The sequence below is a fragment of the Petrocella sp. genome (assembly GCF_059865615.1).
In genome coordinates this window covers 1-18,826 of record NZ_JCBCDA010000012.1, presented here as the reverse complement: position 1 = coordinate 18,826, position 18,826 = coordinate 1, and the positions used below count along the sequence as shown (strand labels likewise).

14 protein-coding genes are annotated in these 18,826 nt (G+C 37.9%); 8 read left to right on the top strand and 6 right to left on the bottom strand.

What is annotated here, in order from left to right; genetic code table 11:
* Window positions 1-88 precede the first annotated feature (88 nt).
* The gene (locus AC6F8J_RS01940) at window positions 89-934 is read left to right on the top strand and encodes a YhjD/YihY/BrkB family envelope integrity protein (protein ID WP_500720554.1); all 846 of its coding nucleotides are present in this window, start codon (window positions 89-91) and stop codon (window positions 932-934) included.
* Window positions 935-1,047: 113 nt separating this feature from the next.
* Here AC6F8J_RS01940 and gdhA read toward each other — a convergent pair whose 3' ends face one another.
* From gdhA to AC6F8J_RS01925, 3 genes are all read right to left on the bottom strand, one after another.
* Window positions 1,048-2,382 (bottom strand): NADP-specific glutamate dehydrogenase, encoded by a 1,335-nt coding sequence (gene gdhA, locus AC6F8J_RS01935; RefSeq protein WP_500720553.1) that lies wholly within the window; start codon window positions 2,380-2,382, stop codon window positions 1,048-1,050.
* Between the two features lie 270 nt (window positions 2,383-2,652).
* The gene (gene gltA, locus AC6F8J_RS01930) at window positions 2,653-4,047 is read right to left on the bottom strand and encodes an NADPH-dependent glutamate synthase (RefSeq protein WP_500720552.1); all 1,395 of its coding nucleotides are present in this window, start codon (window positions 4,045-4,047) and stop codon (window positions 2,653-2,655) included.
* Complete coding sequence (locus tag AC6F8J_RS01925; RefSeq protein WP_500720551.1) at window positions 4,040-4,885, bottom strand: sulfide/dihydroorotate dehydrogenase-like FAD/NAD-binding protein; 846 nt, start codon at window positions 4,883-4,885, stop codon at window positions 4,040-4,042. Before AC6F8J_RS01925 ends, gltA begins: the two co-directional genes overlap by 8 nt.
* A 522-nt stretch (window positions 4,886-5,407) precedes the next feature.
* On the opposite strand from AC6F8J_RS01925, the gene gltB reads away from it, so the two are divergent.
* The 4 genes from gltB to AC6F8J_RS01905 all read left to right on the top strand — a co-directional run bounded on the left by gltB (window position 5,408) and on the right by AC6F8J_RS01905 (window position 13,565).
* Window positions 5,408-9,931, top strand: a complete 4,524-nt coding sequence (gene gltB, locus AC6F8J_RS01920; protein ID WP_500720550.1) for a glutamate synthase large subunit — start codon at window positions 5,408-5,410, stop codon at window positions 9,929-9,931.
* A gap of 12 nt (window positions 9,932-9,943) precedes the next feature.
* Window positions 9,944-11,410, top strand: a complete 1,467-nt coding sequence (locus AC6F8J_RS01915) for a glutamate synthase small subunit (RefSeq protein WP_500720549.1) — start codon at window positions 9,944-9,946, stop codon at window positions 11,408-11,410.
* A 438-nt stretch (window positions 11,411-11,848) separates the two neighbouring features.
* Window positions 11,849-12,541, top strand: a complete 693-nt coding sequence (locus AC6F8J_RS01910; RefSeq protein ID WP_500720548.1) for an iron-sulfur cluster assembly scaffold protein — start codon at window positions 11,849-11,851, stop codon at window positions 12,539-12,541.
* 19 nt (window positions 12,542-12,560) lie between these two features.
* Entirely contained in the window at window positions 12,561-13,565 is a 1,005-nt protein-coding gene (locus tag AC6F8J_RS01905) for a GGGtGRT protein (RefSeq protein WP_500720555.1), read from the top strand.
* Here AC6F8J_RS01905 and AC6F8J_RS01900 read toward each other — a convergent pair.
* Window positions 13,549-13,740 (bottom strand): hypothetical protein, encoded by a 192-nt coding sequence (locus tag AC6F8J_RS01900; RefSeq protein WP_500720547.1) that lies wholly within the window; start codon window positions 13,738-13,740, stop codon window positions 13,549-13,551. The two genes, AC6F8J_RS01905 and AC6F8J_RS01900, sit on opposite strands and share 17 nt — an antisense overlap.
* A gap of 205 nt (window positions 13,741-13,945) precedes the next feature.
* Here AC6F8J_RS01900 and AC6F8J_RS01895 point away from each other — a divergent pair, with 205 nt between their 5' ends.
* Window positions 13,946-14,221, top strand: a complete 276-nt coding sequence (locus tag AC6F8J_RS01895; RefSeq protein WP_500720546.1) for a cysteine-rich small domain-containing protein — start codon at window positions 13,946-13,948, stop codon at window positions 14,219-14,221.
* Here AC6F8J_RS01895 and AC6F8J_RS01890 read toward each other — a convergent pair.
* Window positions 14,205-14,849, bottom strand: a complete 645-nt coding sequence (locus AC6F8J_RS01890; RefSeq protein ID WP_500720545.1) for a histidine phosphatase family protein — start codon at window positions 14,847-14,849, stop codon at window positions 14,205-14,207. The genes AC6F8J_RS01895 and AC6F8J_RS01890 overlap by 17 nt on opposite strands.
* 189 nt (window positions 14,850-15,038) lie before the next feature.
* Here AC6F8J_RS01890 and AC6F8J_RS01885 point away from each other — a divergent pair, with 189 nt between their 5' ends.
* Both AC6F8J_RS01885 and AC6F8J_RS01880 read left to right on the top strand, forming a co-directional pair.
* Window positions 15,039-16,106, top strand: coding sequence for an HD domain-containing phosphohydrolase (locus AC6F8J_RS01885; RefSeq protein ID WP_500720544.1), 1,068 nt, complete (start codon window positions 15,039-15,041; stop codon window positions 16,104-16,106).
* Between the two features lie 420 nt (window positions 16,107-16,526).
* The gene (locus AC6F8J_RS01880) at window positions 16,527-18,089 is read left to right on the top strand and encodes a diguanylate cyclase domain-containing protein (protein ID WP_500720543.1); all 1,563 of its coding nucleotides are present in this window, start codon (window positions 16,527-16,529) and stop codon (window positions 18,087-18,089) included.
* A gap of 60 nt (window positions 18,090-18,149) precedes the next feature.
* On the opposite strand, the gene AC6F8J_RS01875 is transcribed toward AC6F8J_RS01880, so the two are convergent.
* Window positions 18,150-18,674, bottom strand: coding sequence for a peptidylprolyl isomerase (locus AC6F8J_RS01875; protein ID WP_500720542.1), 525 nt, complete (start codon window positions 18,672-18,674; stop codon window positions 18,150-18,152).
* Between the last annotated feature and the right edge of the window lie 152 nt (window positions 18,675-18,826).

Here is an 18,826-nt window from a genome sequence, read left to right as displayed (position 1 = left end):
TTAGTTTTGACACTTTAACCTTACTTTATGATTTTTCTGTTTTTCATGTTATAATTAAACCATATTCTTTCTAAAGGAAGGTAGACTTATGGCTGAGTTTATAAAAAAGCTAAAACTACTTTTTACTAAAATTGATCATGATGATATTACAGCTTGGGCCTCTATGCTTACGCTTTTCTTAATGTTGTCTCTCTTCCCATTGATTATTCTGATTACAGACTTTGTGGCCAGTACTTCTTTTAACGATCCTGCCATTACCGATTATCTGATTGCTATTCTCCCGACACCAATATTTGAAACCATCCAGAATATAGCTACAGATATTGAATTAAATAGATCGACAAAAGTAATACCTGCGGCTTTATTAGTTACTGTCTGGGCTGCTTCTAAAGGTATTCTTGCTATCATACAAGCACTCAACAAGGCCTATGATGTTGTTGAAACACGGTCTTATATTAAACTTCGTTTCTTGGCATTGTTCTACACACTAGGCTTCATCCTTTTGATTATACTTTCTTTAATACTTATTGTATTTGGCAATACCATCTACGGACTTATAGAAAGCAATATAACTGTGCCAGAATTTTTAAGCCCTATAGTTATTTTTCTACGGTTTACTATAACCATAGTTTTATCTATGGTCTTTTTTATTTTTTTATACAACTTGTCACCTACTGTTAAAGTGGGTTTTATAAAAGTTCTTCCCGGCGCGGTCTTTTCAAGCCTTGGTCTTGTTGCTGCCTCTAGTGCCTTTTCCATCTATGTTAAGTATTCTACTAGCTTGTCTTACTTATATGGTAGTTTGACCGGTTTTATGGCCTTAATACTTTGGCTGTTTTTCATTAGTCTTATTATTATGGTTGGTGGAGAAATTAACGCTGTTTTTCTATCTTCCCATTTCAAACATTTAAGAGAACATCATCATGAAGTCTAGTCTAACTTATCGCCCTTTATATGTTAAAAAATAGAAAGACAAATATGTCTTTCTATTTTTGGGTCTGTATTTGATTGGTTATAATATCTAAGTTCAGTTTGAATTGCTCAAATCTAAATAACGCCTTGTGCATACATCGCTTCTGCTACTTTTAAAAATCCTGCAATATTGGCGCCAACAACCAAGTTATCTTCTGTACCATATTCTTTTGCAGCTTCGCTAGCGTTCTTATATATGTCTGCCATAATTTGTTGTAATTTGATGTCTACTTCTTCAAATGTCCATGAATAACGCATGCTGTTTTGACTCATTTCAAGTGCTGATGTAGCTACACCACCTGCATTAACTGCTTTTGCAGGCCCAAAAAGTACTTTGTTGTTTAGAAATACTTCAACAGCTTCAGGTGTTGAAGGCATATTAGCCCCTTCTCCAACTGCAATACATCCATTTTCTACTAGTATTTTAGCTGAAGCTTCATCAATTTCATTTTGTGTAGCCGATGGTAGTGCGATATCGCATTTTATGGTCCATATACCGGAACAGCCTTCATGATACTCTGCATGAGGATGATATTTAACATACTCACTGATACGCTTGCGTTCTATTTCCTTGATTTGTTTGACCGTATCTAGGTTCACACCCCTAGAATCATAGATGTACCCGCCCGAATCACTTAGGGCAACCACTTTTCCCCCTAATTCAATAGCTTTTTGTGTGCCATAAATAGCAACGTTTCCAGATCCGGAGATGACGACTGTTTTGCCTTTAAAAGAATTGCCTTTTGCTTTTAGCATCTCTTCAACAAAATAGCACATACCGAAACCGGTCGCTTCTGTACGGGCAAGACTGCCTCCATAAGTTAAACCTTTACCTGTTAAAACGCCAGTAAATTCATTTTTAATTCTTCTATATTGACCATACATATAACCAATTTCTCTTCCACCAACGCCAATATCACCGGCAGGCACATCCGTATTCGGACCGATATATCTTTGTAACTCCGTCATAAAGCTTTGACAAAAGTTCATAATCTCTCTATCGGATTTGCCTTTTGGATCGAAGTCACTGCCACCTTTTCCGCCGCCAATAGGCAGACCGGTTAATGAATTTTTCAAGATCTGTTCAAATCCCAAGAATTTGATAATCCCTGCATATACTGATGGATGAAATCTTAGGCCACCTTTGTATGGGCCGATTGCACTGTTAAATTCCACTCTAAAACCTCTGTTTACGTTCACTCTTCCATCATCAGATACCCAAGGTACCCTAAAGATAATTTGTCGCTCAGGCTCTACGAGTCTGTCAAATATTCCGGCTTCTACCCATTCAGGATGCTTCAAAGCCACCGGTTCAAGTGACTCCAATACTTCTTTTACAGCCTGATGAAATTCCGGTTCTCCTGGATTTCTTTTTACGACTTGCTCCATTAAATTTGTCAAATAGTTCATATTATTCTCCTTATTCTTGCTTATTGAATTGGCAATAATGCCATATCTCCAGGTCATCCTATAAACCTTACTTAATAATATCCTTATGGCTAATAATTCAAAGCCAAACTTCTAATAACGCTTTTGCACTTTACATCTTTAAAATTATATCACAGTTTATTTATAAAGTGCTAGTTTTTTATGACTGGTTAATAGGTTACGTTGATATACTCATAACTATATATTGTATGCAAAGGTTCAACTTTAATAGTTTTGACACTTTCACCACGATTACTTCTTGTTTTTTATATAAGTGTCTATTGCTTTTGCCGCATCTTTACCCGCACCCATAGCTAATATTACTGTTGCAGCACCTGTTACAACATCACCACCGGCATATACCCCTTCTTTGCTACTCAGACCACTGGTTTCCTCTACAATTATGCCACCCCATTTTTGTGTCTTAAGATCCGGTGTGGTGGATGTGATCATTGGATTCGGGCTTTGACCGATAGCAATAATGACTGTCTCAACATCCAGAATATGTTCTGATCCCTCTTGAGCGATAGGACGACGCCTTCCTGATGCGTCCATGTCTCCTAATGTCATTTTTACACACTTTATACCTTTGACCCAACCTTTTTCTGTACCTAGAATCTCAACCGGATTGTTAAGCAACTTAAATTTGATACCTTCTTCCTTGGCGTGGTGAACTTCTTCAACCCTTGCCGGTAGTTCTTCTTCAGAACGTCTGTATACTATATAAACATTTTCTGCTCCAAGTCGTTTCGCACTCCTTGCCGCATCCATAGCCACATTACCTCCACCTATGACAGCAACATTTTTGTCGACTCGAACCGGTGTATCGCAATCCGGGAATTTGTAGGCTTTCATCAAGTTTACACGCGTCAAAAATTCATTGGCTGAATAAACACCGTTTAGATTTTCACCAGGTATTTTCAAAAAGCTCGGTAAGCCTGCCCCCGATCCAACAAAAATTGCCTCGTAGCCTTCTTCTAATAATTCATCTAAAGAAAGTACTTTTCCAATAACCATATTGGTTTTTATTTCTACACCTAAGTCTTTTAATGCTGTTATTTCACTTTGTACCAGGGCCTTAGGTAATCTAAACTCCGGAATACCATACATTAAAACGCCTCCAGCTGCATGAAAGGCTTCAAATATTGTTACTTCATACCCTTCTTTTGCCAGGTCGCCCGCACACGTCAGACCTGCCGGTCCACCACCAACCACGGCAACTTTTTTACCATTGGTAATTGGTTTTTTTATTTCCGGCTCCCTATTGGCCATGTACCAGTCAGCTACATATCGCTCCAGTCTTCCAATACCAACCGATTCACCTTTTTTTGTTCTAACACAAAGGGCTTCGCATTGAGACTCTTGAGGACAAACTCTACCGCAGACTGCCGGCAGACTATTGGTTTCTTTAATTACATGATAGGCCGCTTCAATGTTACCTTCCGCCACCAGCTTAATAAACTCTGGAATCTTTACCATAACCGGACATCCCGCCACACATGGTTTGGTTTTACATTGAAGGCATCTGTTCGCTTCCTCTATTGCTTGTTCTTCTGTATAACCTAGAGCTACCTCTAAAAAATTGCGGTTTCTCACATTCGGATCTTGCTCAGGCATTCTCACTTTCTTTAATGACATATTAGCCATCTATAATACCTCCTAAACGACAATTGTGTTGATCCATACTTTCTGCTTCTTGTTCCTTGTACATGGTTTGTCTTCTCATTGCTTCATCAAAGTCAATCTCATGCCCATCAAAATCAGGTCCATCCACACAGGCAAACTTGGTTTCGCCTGCTACTGTCACTCTGCATCCACCACACATACCGGTACCGTCAATCATAACCGGATTCATACTTACTATTGTTTTAATCCCATGGGACTTTGTCATCTGACTTACAAATTTCATCATAATCAAAGGACCAATCGCAATTACTAGGTCAATCGATGGATCTTGATCAATTAGTTTTTTAAGCTCATCGGTTACAAATCCCTTATTACCATTAGAACCATCATCGGTTGTTACAAACAATTGATGGCTCACAGCCGACATTTCTTTTTCTAGAATGATCAAATCTTTGCTTCTAAAACCTGCAATCATTGTAACTTTAGCTCCATTTTCATGAAGTTTTTTGGCCTGTGGGTATGCAATTGCTGAACCTAGACCACCACCTATGACAACCGCATTCTTGTACCCATCCAAATGAGAAGCCATACCTAAAGGACCAACAAAATCAAGAATCTCCTCCCCAACATTCAGAGCACCTAATACTTTTGTAGTCTTTCCTACCACTTGGAAAATAATTGTAACGGTGCCTTTTTCACGGTTATAGTCTGCAATTGTCAGGGGTATTCTCTCACCCTCTTCGTCTATTCTAAGTATGATAAACTGACCAGGTTGCGCTTTTTTTGCAATTAGTGGCGCCTCAATTTCAAGAAGCGTTACAGCCATATTTAATGCTTTCTTTTTCACGATTCTATACATGTTCTGTCCTCCTTGGTTTTTGCAAGTTAAACAATAATATATTGCATTAATTTATATCTTACAGTCAAAAAACCCTTACGTCAACCAAAAAACTATGTTATAACCTTTATGATAAGACATTATCAATTCATATTCTTTTTGAATTAATATAATATTTTATGTATTTATTTAATATATTCTACTAATTATCTTTTGTCTCTTTAATCAACCCATCAAGTTTATGAATTTAATTTATTTTTTCTTGCAATAATGAATTATTAGTATTTCTTTTTAATACTACTCTTATAAATCCTTTCATTTCAACATTTAATACATTTTTTAAGCAAATATACAATTCATTTTTCTTCTTAATTTTTTAAACTAAATGAAATTATTTCTTTTTAAACTTGCATTTTTAAGCTTTTTAGTATTGATTCTCAAATTAAATCGTGCTATAATGTTTCTACTATCTTTTTCTTACCTATGATTTAATTGAATAAGTTCCAATAAATATAATGATACCATGTTAGGAGGCACTATATAATGAAGGACACTTACGGTTTACCAAAACAGCAAGGTTTATACGACTCTCAGTTTGAACATGATAACTGCGGCGTAGGATTTGTAGCCCATATAAAGGGAAATAAATCTCACACTATTGTGCAGAAAGGTTTACAAGTTCTCGTCAATCTACATCACCGTGGTGCTGTTGGGGCTGATCCAAATACAGGCGACGGTGCCGGCATCCTCATTCAAATACCCCACCAATTTTTAGTCAAAGTCAGTCGAAAGTTGGATTTTACTTTGCCATCCGAAGGCCATTATGGTGTAGGTATGGTTTTTTTGCCTCAAGAACCTAATGCAAGGTTCTATTGCGAAGGCATCTTTGAAAGGGTTATTCAAAATGAAGGTCTTAAGCTTCTTGGCTGGCGTCATGTTCCTGTCAACGAAAAAGCATGTGGTTTAACTGCAAGCGGTACACGTCCTATGGTTCATCAACTTTTCATTGACAAAGGTGATATTCGTGTCAATGACTTAGAACGCAAACTCTATGTTGTCAGAAAACAAGTTGAAAAACGAATCCGTGATGCAAAGAAATCATATACAGAAGCCTTTTATGTGGCTAGCCTTTCCTCTAAAACAATGGTTTACAAAGGCCAATTATTGGCCCATCAAATACCTGATTTCTTTACGGACTTAAAGGATAAAGATATGGTTAGCGCCATTGCACTGGTACATCAACGGTATAGCACCAATACTTTCCCTTCTTGGGATCGGGCGCAACCTTTTAGGTATCTGGCTCATAACGGTGAAATTAACACTTTGAGGGGCAATGTTAACTGGATGAATACCCGTGAAGGCGTCCTTAAATCCGAGGTTTTCGGAGATGATATCAAGAAAATCTTCCCCATCATTGAACCTTCCGGCTCCGATTCTGCCAATCTAGATAACGCCCTTGAACTTCTCCTTGCCAGTGGCAAGACTTTAGCTCATGCTGTTGCGATGCTCGTGCCGGAAGCTTGGCAAGGACATGAATCCATGAATGAAGATAAAAAAGGTTTTTATGAATACCATGCAGGACTTATGGAGCCATGGGACGGCCCGGCTGCCATAGCTTTTACAGATGGCACACAGATTGGGGCTGTTCTCGATCGAAACGGTCTACGACCTGCAAGATATTTAGTGACCAAAGATGATTTTGTTGTACTGGCCTCAGAAACCGGCGTTCTTCCCTTTGAAGCAGATACCGTTCTGGAAAAAGGCCGATTACAACCTGGCAGAATGTTTCTTATTGATACCAAAGAGCAAAGAATTATATCAGATGAGGAGATTAAGTCTACTTTAGCCAGCCAAAAGCCTTACAAAACTTGGATTGACCACAATAAGATTGAATTGTCCAAAATGCCCGTTCCACATGACATACTACCACTTGGCGCCGACCGTTTAATGCAACTTCAAAAAGTCTATGGCTATACCGAAGAAGAACTTAAAGAGGTTATCGCACCGATGGTGCTCCATGGTAAAGAGGCAATCGGTTCTATGGGCAATGATGCAGCTTTAGCAATCTTTTCAAACAAGCCTCAACTTCTATACAACTATTTCAAACAATTATTCGCTCAAGTTACCAACCCCCCTATTGATCCGATTCGCGAAAAACTTGTTATGTCTTTGGTTCAACTGCTTGGTGATCGTGGTAATTTACTAGGCGATTTGGACCCTTCAATTAATATTAATTTTATAGAACTACAGCAACCCATACTGGATAATGCTAACTTTGAAAAAATCGTGCATATACGCCATAAAGATTTTAGGTCTGTTAAAGTACCTGCTGTTTTTCACGCTAACAAAGGTGGTGTCGATCTTAAAAATGCTCTCGATACCCTAAACCAAAATGTTGAAGACAACATAAAGGCCGGCTATAATTTAATTATCCTAACTGACCGAAATGTAGATAAGTATCATGCGCCTATTCCATCTCTTCTTGCAGCTGCTAGTGTACATCACCATCTGATTCGCAAAAAACTCCGTACTAAAGTTGATCTAATTGTCGAAACCGGAGACGCTAGAGATGTCATGCATATGGCTTTACTAATAGGATATGGTGTTGATGCCATTAATCCTTACATTGCTTTTGATAGTATTCAAAGTCTTGTTCATTCAGGTTTGTATATGGAAGATCAAAGTATAAATAACGTTGATGCACAGAAGAACTATGTTAAAGCTTTAAACAATGGCTTATTAAAGATTTTCTCAAAAATGGGTATCTGTACACTACAAAGTTATCATGGTGCTCAGATTTTCGAAGCTTTAGGCGTAAGTTCTCAAGTGGTGAAGGCGTATTTCCCTGGTACCGCTTCAAGAATCGAAGGTATTGATTTAGATATTATCGCAAAAGAAGTCATGATTCGACACAATGCCGCCTTTAATACTTTACGCAACCCCTATAGTCATCTACTTGAAGGTGGTGAGTATTCCTGGCGTGTAGGCGGAGAAGCACATCTTTTCAACCCTGATACCGTACACAAGCTACAACATGCTTGTCGCACCAATGATATGAAGCTTTTTAGAGAATATTCATCTCTCATTAATGAACAAGCAGAAAAACTTAACACCATACGTGCTTTGCTAAAATTCAAAAACCAAAGTCCAATTGATATCGGTGAAGTTGAGCCAATAGAGAACATATTAAAACGATTCGCAACCGGAGCTATGTCTTTTGGTTCAATTAGTATTGAAGCGCATGAGACTCTAGCAAAGGCCATGAACGAAATAGGTGGTAAATCCAACTCGGGTGAAGGTGGCGAAAGCCTTGATCGACTTTTTGATCATAGTAGAAGGAGTTCTATAAAACAAGTGGCTTCCGGTCGCTTTGGTGTCACCACAGAATATCTAGTAAACTGTACCGAACTCCAAATAAAAATGGCCCAAGGTGCTAAGCCAGGCGAAGGCGGCCATCTGCCCGGTCACAAGGTTACAGAAGACATTGCCAAAGTACGTCACTCTACACCGGGCATCGCTCTTATTTCACCGCCACCCCATCACGATATCTATTCTATTGAAGATTTGGCACAACTGATCTACGATCTAAAGAACGTTAATGATAAAGCACGTATCAATGTCAAACTCGTTTCAGAAGTTGGTGTAGGTACCGTTGCTGCCGGTGTTTCAAAAGCCCATGCTGATGTTGTTCTTATATCCGGTTGTGATGGCGGTACCGGTGCTGCACCAATAAGTTCCATTAAGTACGCCGGACTACCTTGGGAGCTAGGCCTAGCCGAAACCCACCAGACGCTTCTAATGAATGATTTGCGCAGTCGTATTGTTGTTCAAGCGGATGGCCAAATGAAAACCGGTCGTGATGTGGCCATTGCCGCCCTCCTTGGTGCTGAAGAATTTGGTTTTGCTACTGCTGCTTTGGTCGTTTCCGGCTGTATCATGATGCGTAAATGCCAGAAAAACACCTGTCCTGTAGGTGTCGCTACACAAGATCCTGAACTTCGTAAATTCTTCACGGGTAAGCCTGAGCATTTAATTAATTTCTTCACTTTTATTGCAACTGAACTTAGAGAAATAATGGCGAATCTTGGTTTTAGAACCCTTAATGAAATGGTAGGTCGTGTGGATAAACTTGAGCCTAACAAAGAACTGCTTCACTGGAAATCAAGAAGCATTGATTTTAGCGCTATCCTCTACAAACCTGAGCTCCCATCTCGTATTGGTACTTATTGTTCCACTGATCAAGCTCATAGTTTAGAACATATTTTTGATCGACAACTGATTAAAGATGCCATTCCGGCACTTATCAACGAAGAAAATGTTTACAAAGAATACGATATAAGGAATGTACATCGGACTGTCGGAACGATGCTCGCAGGTCATGTGTCTATAACCACAAAGGGGCAGAATCTACCTGAAGATCGTATTCATTACAAGTTTCTCGGTTCAGGAGGCCAAAGTTTCTGTGCTTTTGGTGTAAAAGGTATGACTTTTGAACTGGAAGGAGATTGCAACGATTATATGGGCAAGGGATTATCCGGTGGTAAAATCATCGTATATCCACCAAAATCAGCTGATTTTAATTATGAAGACAACATTATTGTAGGTAACACCCTTTTATATGGTGCTACTTCCGGCGAGGTATATATTAATGGTATGGCCGGCGAACGTTTTTGTGTTAGAAACTCAGGTGCAGTGGCTGTTGTCGAAGGTGTCGGCGACCATGGTTGTGAATACATGACAGGTGGCACTGTGGTTGTTCTTGGGAAAACCGGTCGAAATTTTGGCGCAGGTATGTCCGGTGGGCAAGCTTTCGTTCTTGCAGAAGATGATACTTTTATAAAGAATAAGTGTAATTTCGAGATTGTTACGGTTGAAAAAGTGACCACCAAAGAAGATAAAGCCTTTCTAAGGTCTATGATAGAAAAACATGTTCTTAATACGAACAGTCCAAAAGGTAAACGTATACTCTCTAATTATGACGAATATATAACACAATTCGTCAAAGTAATTGCACCCGAATACAAACTGGTACTTGAGAAAAAAGCTGCTACGGCAGCCATCAATTAGGAGGTGATCAAAATGGGTAAAGTTACAGGATTCAAAGAATTTGCTAGAAACAATGGTGATTACAAACCTGCTGATAAAAGGATCTCAAATTTTGATGACATCTTCATACCTGTCGATGAAACCGAAATCAAAATTCAAGCCGCAAGGTGCATGGATTGCGGTATCCCTTTCTGTTCCTCTAACTGTCCACTTAGTAATATTATTCCGGACTTTAACGATTTGGTTTTTAACAATCAATGGGAGAAAGCTTTACAAGTCTTACATTCAACCAACAACTTCCCTGAGTTTACAGGAAAAATATGTCCTGCACCCTGTGAAAGCGGTTGTGTTCTAGGTCTAATTAAAGACCCAATCACCATTGAACATATTGAGTTAGCCATAGCCGAAAAAGGTTGGGCAAAAGGATGGATTAAACCGGAGCCCCCTGCTATTCGTACAGGAAAAAGTGTGGCCGTTGTTGGTTCCGGTCCTGCAGGCATGGCAGCCGCTCAACAGTTGGCTCGTGTCGGACATCATGTTACGCTATTTGAACGTTCTGATGCCATTGGTGGTGCTGTAAGATACGGTGTGCCGGACTATAAATTACCAAAATCTTATATTCAAAGACGTGTTGACCAAATGGTAGCTGAAGGTGTCCAAATTAAAACCAGTACCAATGTGGGGGTCGATATTTCTGTAGAAACTCTTAAAACCGAGTATAATGTTATCTGCTTGACCGGTGGTTCAACTGAGCCTAGAGATCTGACCATATCCGGTCGCAATCTCAGTGGTATCCATTTTGCTATGGATTTTCTCCCTCAATCGAATAAACGTGTTGCCGGTAAGCAGATTCCAGAAGATATAGCGGTTACAGCTGAAGGCAAAAAAGTAGTGGTCATTGGTGGTGGTGATACCGGTTCTGACTGTATCGGCACTTCATTAAGACAAGGTGCTATTGATGTTACCCAACTAGAATTATTACCCATGCCTCCAAAAGAACGTGATATCACTCAACCTTGGCCGGTTTTTCCAAGGCTCTACAAGACTTCTTCTTCTCATGATGAGGCTGAAGCTGCATTAAACAAAGATATTCGTGAATTTTCTGTCGGTACAAAAGCTTTTCTCGGTAATGAAAAAGGTGAAGTAACAGGACTTAAGTGCGTCAGACTGGCATGGGAGCAAATAGATGGTCGTCACACTATGAAAGAAATTGAAGGTAGTGAGTTCATCCTAGAAGCTGATTTGATCCTCTTTGCTATGGGTTTCTTACACCCTGAGCATACCGGACTTTTAGATGATCTTGGTGTTGAGTACGATTCAAGAGGTAATGTTGCTACAAATCGAGAGTTCCAGACTTCTATCCCTGGCATTTTTGCTTCCGGTGATATGCGACGTGGCCAATCTCTGGTTGTTCATGCTATTGCCGAAGGAAGAAATATGGCTTATGAGGTGGATAAATACTTAATGGGTGAAACTTATCTTAGAAGTACGTTGAAATAGAAGTTTTTTGATACATTTTGGCTTTTTGTCAGATCTTGTGGTAATCCCTATATCAGTAAGTTAACTAGGTCTCTAAGCAAAGAAGCTTAGAGACCTAGTTTAATTCTCTAGGAAAGTCTGTGCTATGTTAATGCGTTGGAGCATCGCATTAACTATCAAGGAAATTCCACTAAGTAAATTTTTAACGAATTATCTATATTTGCTTTGAATATTTGTGACATTCATGATAAAATGTTCTAGGTATGCAACATACAATTTATAGGTTGGTTGATAAAATGATTACTAATCTCACAATCATTAAAGTCTTCCTATCCTTGCCTCTAATTATGACCCTTTACCCGTTCAAATTAGAGATATAAATTTGTCAATTTTTATACAATGGTTAAAGTGTTTTTGACGCCTTAACTATACTATCAATGTAACGGAAGGAGATCCAATATGATTTACTCACATGAAGTAGAAAATATGTGTACAGTTTCAAGAGGACCAATTCACGGACCCGCTCCAATTCCAGAAGAAGGAAAATGGGTCAAAGCTTACGATGTTTCCGACATCTCAGGTTTAACACATGGTATCGGTTGGTGCGCGCCACAACAAGGTGCGTGTAAGCTGACGCTTAATGTAAAAGAAGGCATTATCCATGAGGCACTTATTGAAACCATCGGTTGTTCTGGAATGACCCACTCTGCCGCTATGGCTTCAGAGATTTTGACCGGAAAAACGATTCTAGAAGCTTTGAATACAGACTTAGTCTGTGATGCCATCAACGTGGCTATGAGAGAACTCTTCTTACAAATTTCCTATGGTAGAACTCAAACAGCTTTTTCAGAAGGTGGTCTGCCTATCGGTGCCGGTCTCGAAGACCTTGGAAAAGGATTAAGATCGCAAGTTGGTACGATGTATGGCACAAGTGCTAAAGGTGTACGTTACCTTGAAATGGCTGAAGGTTATGTAGTTGGTATGGGCCTTGATGCTAATGGTGAAGTCATTGGATATAAATTTGTACATCTTGGAAAAATGATGGAAATGGTTGCTAAAGGCATAGATGCCAATGAAGCGATGGAAAAAGCAACAAGTCAATACGGTCGTTTTAACGAAGCTGTTAAAGTCATAGACCCAAGACACGAATAGAATATACAGGAGGATTAAAATCATGTTATTTGAAAGTTATGATAGAAGAATCAATCAAATTACGCCCGTGCTTGAAAAATATGAGCTTGGCACATTAGAAGATGCTAGACAATTATGTTTAGATAAAGGCGTTGATGTTCATGAGATTGTTAAAGGCATTCAACCAATCTGTTTTGATAATGCATTATGGTCATACACTTTAGGTGCTGCTATTGCTATAAAAAAAGGTCAAACAGCGGCGGCTGATGTTGCTGAAACACTTGGCGAAGGCTTACAAGCTTTCTGTATTCCTGGTTCTGTTGCTGACCAAAGAGCTGTTGGTATCGGTCATGGTAACTTAGCCGCTATGCTTCTTAAAGAAGAAACCCAGTGTTTTGCACTTGTAGCAGGTCATGAGTCTTTTGCCGCTGCTGAAGGTGCTATTGGTATCGCTATGAGCGCTAACAGAGTCCGAACTAACCCACTTAGAGTCATCTTAAATGGCCTTGGAAAAGATGCTGCTTATATGATTTCTAGAATCAATGGTTTTACACATGTAGAGACTGAGCTTGATTATGCTACCGGTAAACTTAACGTGATCAAAGAAACACGTTTTTCTGATGGCCCTCGTGGTGCTGTTAAGTGTTTTGGTGTTGATGATGTTGTTGAAGGTGTAGCTGTTATGCATGCTGAAGGTGTTGATGTCTCTATAACAGGAAATTCAACTAACCCAACTCGCTTCCAACATCCAACTGTCGGTACCTACAAAAAAGAATGCAACCTTCTTGGTAAGAAATTCTTCTCTGTTGCTTCTGGTGGTGGTACAGGTAGAACTTTACATCCTGATAATATGGGTGCAGGTCCTGCTTCTTATGGCATGACGGATACTATGGGTAGAATGCATTCTGATGCTCAGTTTGCCGGTTCTTCTTCTGTTCCTGCTCACGTTGAGATGATGGGATTAATTGGAATGGGTAACAACCCTATGGTTGGTGCTTCTGTTGCTGTTGCTGTTGCTGTTGAAGTAGCTATGAAGAAGGCTTAAGAATATAAATGGTTAATTCTAATAGGTCCCATGAAAACCCTTCCACAGTCTGTATGACTACGGTCTCCGATTGGTGCATCCATGCACCAAAAGTCGACGAGTAACAGCCATGTTGCTCCACTTCAGTTACACAGTCTGCTCCATGAACTTCATGGTCGATGTTGGTGAGATCCATATAAAATTATTCAACTTTATCTTGAAACTTTTTGAAGAGAATATTATAAAGCAGTGAGTTTTCATTTTTGCTAGACCTTCTTGAAGGTAAGGCTATAAAATGAATACTTACTGCTTTTTTTGGTGATTTTTATTGCAATTTTGATGCATACTTGGTACATTTATTACATTAAAAGAGATTATCTTTTCTGTTTTAATAAGTTCTAATGAAAGGTGTGTGCGTTATGAAGAACAGTTATGCTTTTTTTAATAATACGGAGTGTGCTTATTTCCCTTGCCATATGACAGATCAGCTGGATACTTTTAATTGTAAGTATTGTTATTGCCCCCTCTATTTATTGGAGTGTAAAGGGAATTTTATACTTGTTAATGGGGTTAAAGACTGCAGTAATTGCTTGTTGCCTCATCGACCTGATAGCGATTTATATATTAATAAGTTGCTTCGTGAACAAATCTTTAATAAAACTAAACCTCATCTATAAACCATCCTTGTTCCACGGGTTTTTCATAATGAGAGACGTCACTCATGTAAATCACGCTGAGTCGATCTTCATCCGAATTGATTCTGGTTAGACTTGTTGGTAATATTTGCTTACCTTCCCAAAAATGTTTGATATCCCGACCCTGAATATAATTTAGTAAGCCTTTTATTATGATAGCATGAGCTACGATAAAGATTCTTCCCGAACTATGCTTTTTTAGAAGTTCTTCAAAAAACTTTGCTGCTCTATTTTGAACACTCGCAAAACTTTCTTGACCTTTTATATAGAAGTGGTCAGGATTATTCCAAAAATCCGAATGGACTGTTGGCATTTCAACCTCAATTTCTGATATCGTCCTGCCTTCCCAATCTCCAACATGCATTTCTTTTAATCGTTCGTCATAAATGATTTCCCCACCAATATATGCATTTATTATTTCCGAGGTATGCTTTGCTCTTCCAAGTGGACTAGAATATATGGTTTTAATACCAATGTTTTTTAGTCTTTGGCCTAGCCATGCAGCCTGTTGCTTGCCAAGTTCTGTTAATTCTGAATCCCCTTGTCCCTGGAACTTTCTTATTCTATTCCATTCTGTCTCACCATGTCGCGTAATGTAGATTTCTAACATTCTTTCCACTCCTTTTGGTCACCTCTGTATTATTAAATAACATATGTCATTTTCTCAATCTTATTATACCTATAAATTCTCTAAATGTGAATATTTGTTACAAATGTTGTTACATATTTAACCCTATGTTATAATTAATTAAAGTCTCATAGGCTTTTTATTTATAAAAAATAAAAAATCGAGGTCACTATGCGCCCAGTCAGAATTAATCAAGAAAATGTTGAAGTTAATATGCGTTTGGCTAAGGACGTTTATAGTTCTGAGGGTATACTCCTTGTTCCTCAGAACACACTGCTTACTGCCAACCATATTGTTAAAATTAATCTTTATCAAATTCATGATATTTATGTATACCCTCAAGAAGAGCAAATCATAAATAAAAGTCAAATTCGTCAGTCTCTTGCAAATACACCAGAATTTATTGAATTTTCTTATAAATATGACCGTAAAGTTGAAGATATACAAAAACATTTGGCACAAATTGTCAACACGGGTACAATTAATACCATCAGTTTAACAAATCTTGTTGATGATATTCTAGATTCAACCGTCTCCCAGTCGCAACTTTTTTGTTATATGTGTCGGTTAAAATCCGCAGATGATGTCACTTACAACCATTCTATGAATGTATCACTTTTAGCCAGTATTCTTGGCAAATGGCTGGGTATGTCAGATGTTAGCATCAAGGAGTTAGCTTTGGCTGGCCTGCTCCATGACATCGGTAAAATCATGGTGAATCAAACCATTTTAAATAAAAAAGGCCCTTTGAATGAGGAAGAATATGATCACATCAAACAGCATACTACCTTAGGCTATCAGATGGTGATGGGTTCAGATCTTCCTGACGGTATTAAACAAGCGGTATTGATGCATCATGAAAAAATGAATGGTCAAGGTTACCCCTTAGGTCTTAAATGGGAAAACATACATCCTTATCCCAAAATTATTTCTATAGTTGATATCTATGATGCTATGACCAGTGAAAGACCTTATCATAAACGTTTCCATCCCTTGGATGTGATTCGTATGTTTGAAGAAGAATGCTATGGCCTTCTTGATACCCAATACTTATATATTTTTCTTGAACATATTGCACACAACTTTATTGGTGAGCATGTTTTACTTAGTAACGGCCAAAGAGGTGAAATCATTTTCATTAACAAACAGTCCCCTTCTCGTCCTCTTATTAAGAAAGAAGATGGTACAATACTAGATATGTTAAAAGATATGTCTGTTTTTATAATTGATTTTATATAATCTTGGTTAAAGGGTCAAAACTAAGTTTCACTAAATTTACATACAATATATAGATTACGTTGATGCATTCATAACTATATATTGTATGCAAAAGTTCAACTATATAGTTTTGACACCTTAACCAATCTTCTAATTTAAAACCGCTTTTTTAAGCGGTTTTTTCTTTTAGAGACAGTTTAGTAGACATTTAGCCAATTAAGATACATTTATCTTATATGTGTCGTTCTAATTGCTTGCTTAAGGTGTTAAACTAATACTTGTATAGGTCAAATATAGGTATAAAGACTTATTGATTATTCTACTTATGGTAAAAAGGCAATACTAAGTTTCACTTAACTCACATATATTGTATGTGAACGTTCAACTTTTCGATTTAACACATTAAGTATTTATAAACAATCAATTACGGGGGTGGTTGAGGTGAGTATTCTGACGATTAATAATGGGAAATATATTTATAATAAATATGAAAGAACTGAGTCTAACCCAATTCTATACAAGAATTCTGCAATAAAACAACTACAGTCTGATCCCAATCATGTAGAATCACTGAACATCATCGCTTACTGTCACTATTACTTAAGCGATTTCTACCAGGCACTTGATTTTGCTTTAAGAGCCTACAATCTTGAATCCACATCTTCCATGAATGATGAGCTTTACCATACCTGTAATCTTTTAGGACATATATATCGTTATTTAGGTATCTACGATACGGCCAATCATTATTATATGGCTGCTCTTAACGCTTCACCATCACATCAAGTAAAGGAAAAGCGATGCCAAACTTTATGTTATCTTGCTGTGGCTTACACAGAAATGAATATGAATGAATTTGCCATGGATTATGCTATTGAAGGCCTTCAACTAGCAGAGTTACTAAACGATTCAAGGTTACTTGCTAACCTACAGGTTGCACTTGCTACCCTTCACTATAAGTCCTCTTTTTATGATAAATCTCTTAAACTATGTATTGATGCAGCTTCCCATTATGAAGACTTTGAGAATCATAAAGGCCTTGTCAACGTCTACCTTCTTTGTGGTGATATTCATCATAAAATCGGTATATATACTTCATCTTTGGATTATTATTCTAAAGCTCTTAAGCTATCTGAAGATATAAAATACCCTTATGGTACTACTTATTCTAATTACGCATTAGGTCGTTTAATGATGTCTCAAAAAGATTTCCCTAATGCTCTTGATGCATTAGAGGCTGCTTTATCTCACGCAAAGCAATATAGTATACAACAGTCGAAGATAAAAATCTATTATGCTTTATCCGACTTGTTCATTCAACAATATGATTATGAAAAAGCCTACAACTTTTATAAAATAGCCACAGAACTCAATGGCAATTTAAATTCAACCAAACAGCACTCTAGAATCTTTAATCTATATACTAAATATAATCTAGATCAAAAAGAAGCTCAGCTTAAACAAACACTTAGGACCAATGCACATCTTGAAGCTCTTAACAAACAATTACTTGAACAAGTCCAGCATGATTCATTAACACAGCTATATAATCGACGTGGTCTGAAAAATATAATTGCTTACTATCCATGTACTAATCTACATACGCTTACACTTTGTGATATTGACAGATTCAAAGATATCAACGATACTTTTGGCCATCAATGTGGCGACTACATACTGATGGAGTTGGCAAAAGTTCTGAAATCTAATTGTCCATCCAATTATAAAATCGCGCGTTGGGGTGGCGAAGAATTCCTAATCCTCATGGAGAACACTTCCCTCGCTGAAGCAACAGATTTTTCTGAAAGATTAAGAATGATTATTGAAGATACATTTTTCAATTACAGAAATCATAAAATAAACCTAACACTGACTTTTGGGGTTGGTAGGCTTTCTGAAAGTTTTGAACAAAGTATAGAGGCAGTTGATCGGTGTCTCTACCATGGCAAGAATTCTGGACGAAATCAAGTTGTTTTTGATGATGACTTGTTTGATTTGGTATAAGAACAAAGGGACTTTTCTAGAGAATAAAAAAGACCCTTTACCCTCTAATTGAGGGTTTTTTTATAATTTTACCGGTTGATCGTACTGGACACCAAAAGTATCAACGGTTACTTCCTTCATAACCTGTGGTTCATTTGGCATGTCCATATGATTCCTTGGTACTTTCACTATAGCATCTGCCACTTCCTGGCCTTCGATCACTTTTCCAAAAGCGGCATACTGCCCATCTAAATGCGGTGCATTTTCTACCATCAAAAAGAATTGAGATCCTGCTGAGTTCGGATTTTGAGCTCTTGCCATAGATAACACACCTTTATCGTGCTTTAGACTGTTCTCAAATTTGTTATATGAAAACTCTCCTTTGATACCATAGCCGGGTCCACCCATGCCATTGCCATCTGGACAACCACCTTGAATCATAAAACCAGGTATAACACGATGAAACGTTAAACCATTGTAAAAACCTTCTTGAACAAGGGCAATGAAGTTATTAACTGTGTTTGGCGCAATATCTGGGAACAATTCAGCTTTAATCACACTTCCATTGTTTATTTTGAATGTGACGATTGGATTATTGTTTGACATATCCGTCTCCTTTATTTTTTATACTCAAAAATTAGTTAAGGTGTCAAAACTATATAGTTGAACTTTTGCATACAATATATAGTTATGAATGCATCAACGTAATCTATATATTGTATGTGAATTTAGTGAAACTTAGTTTTGACCCTTTAACC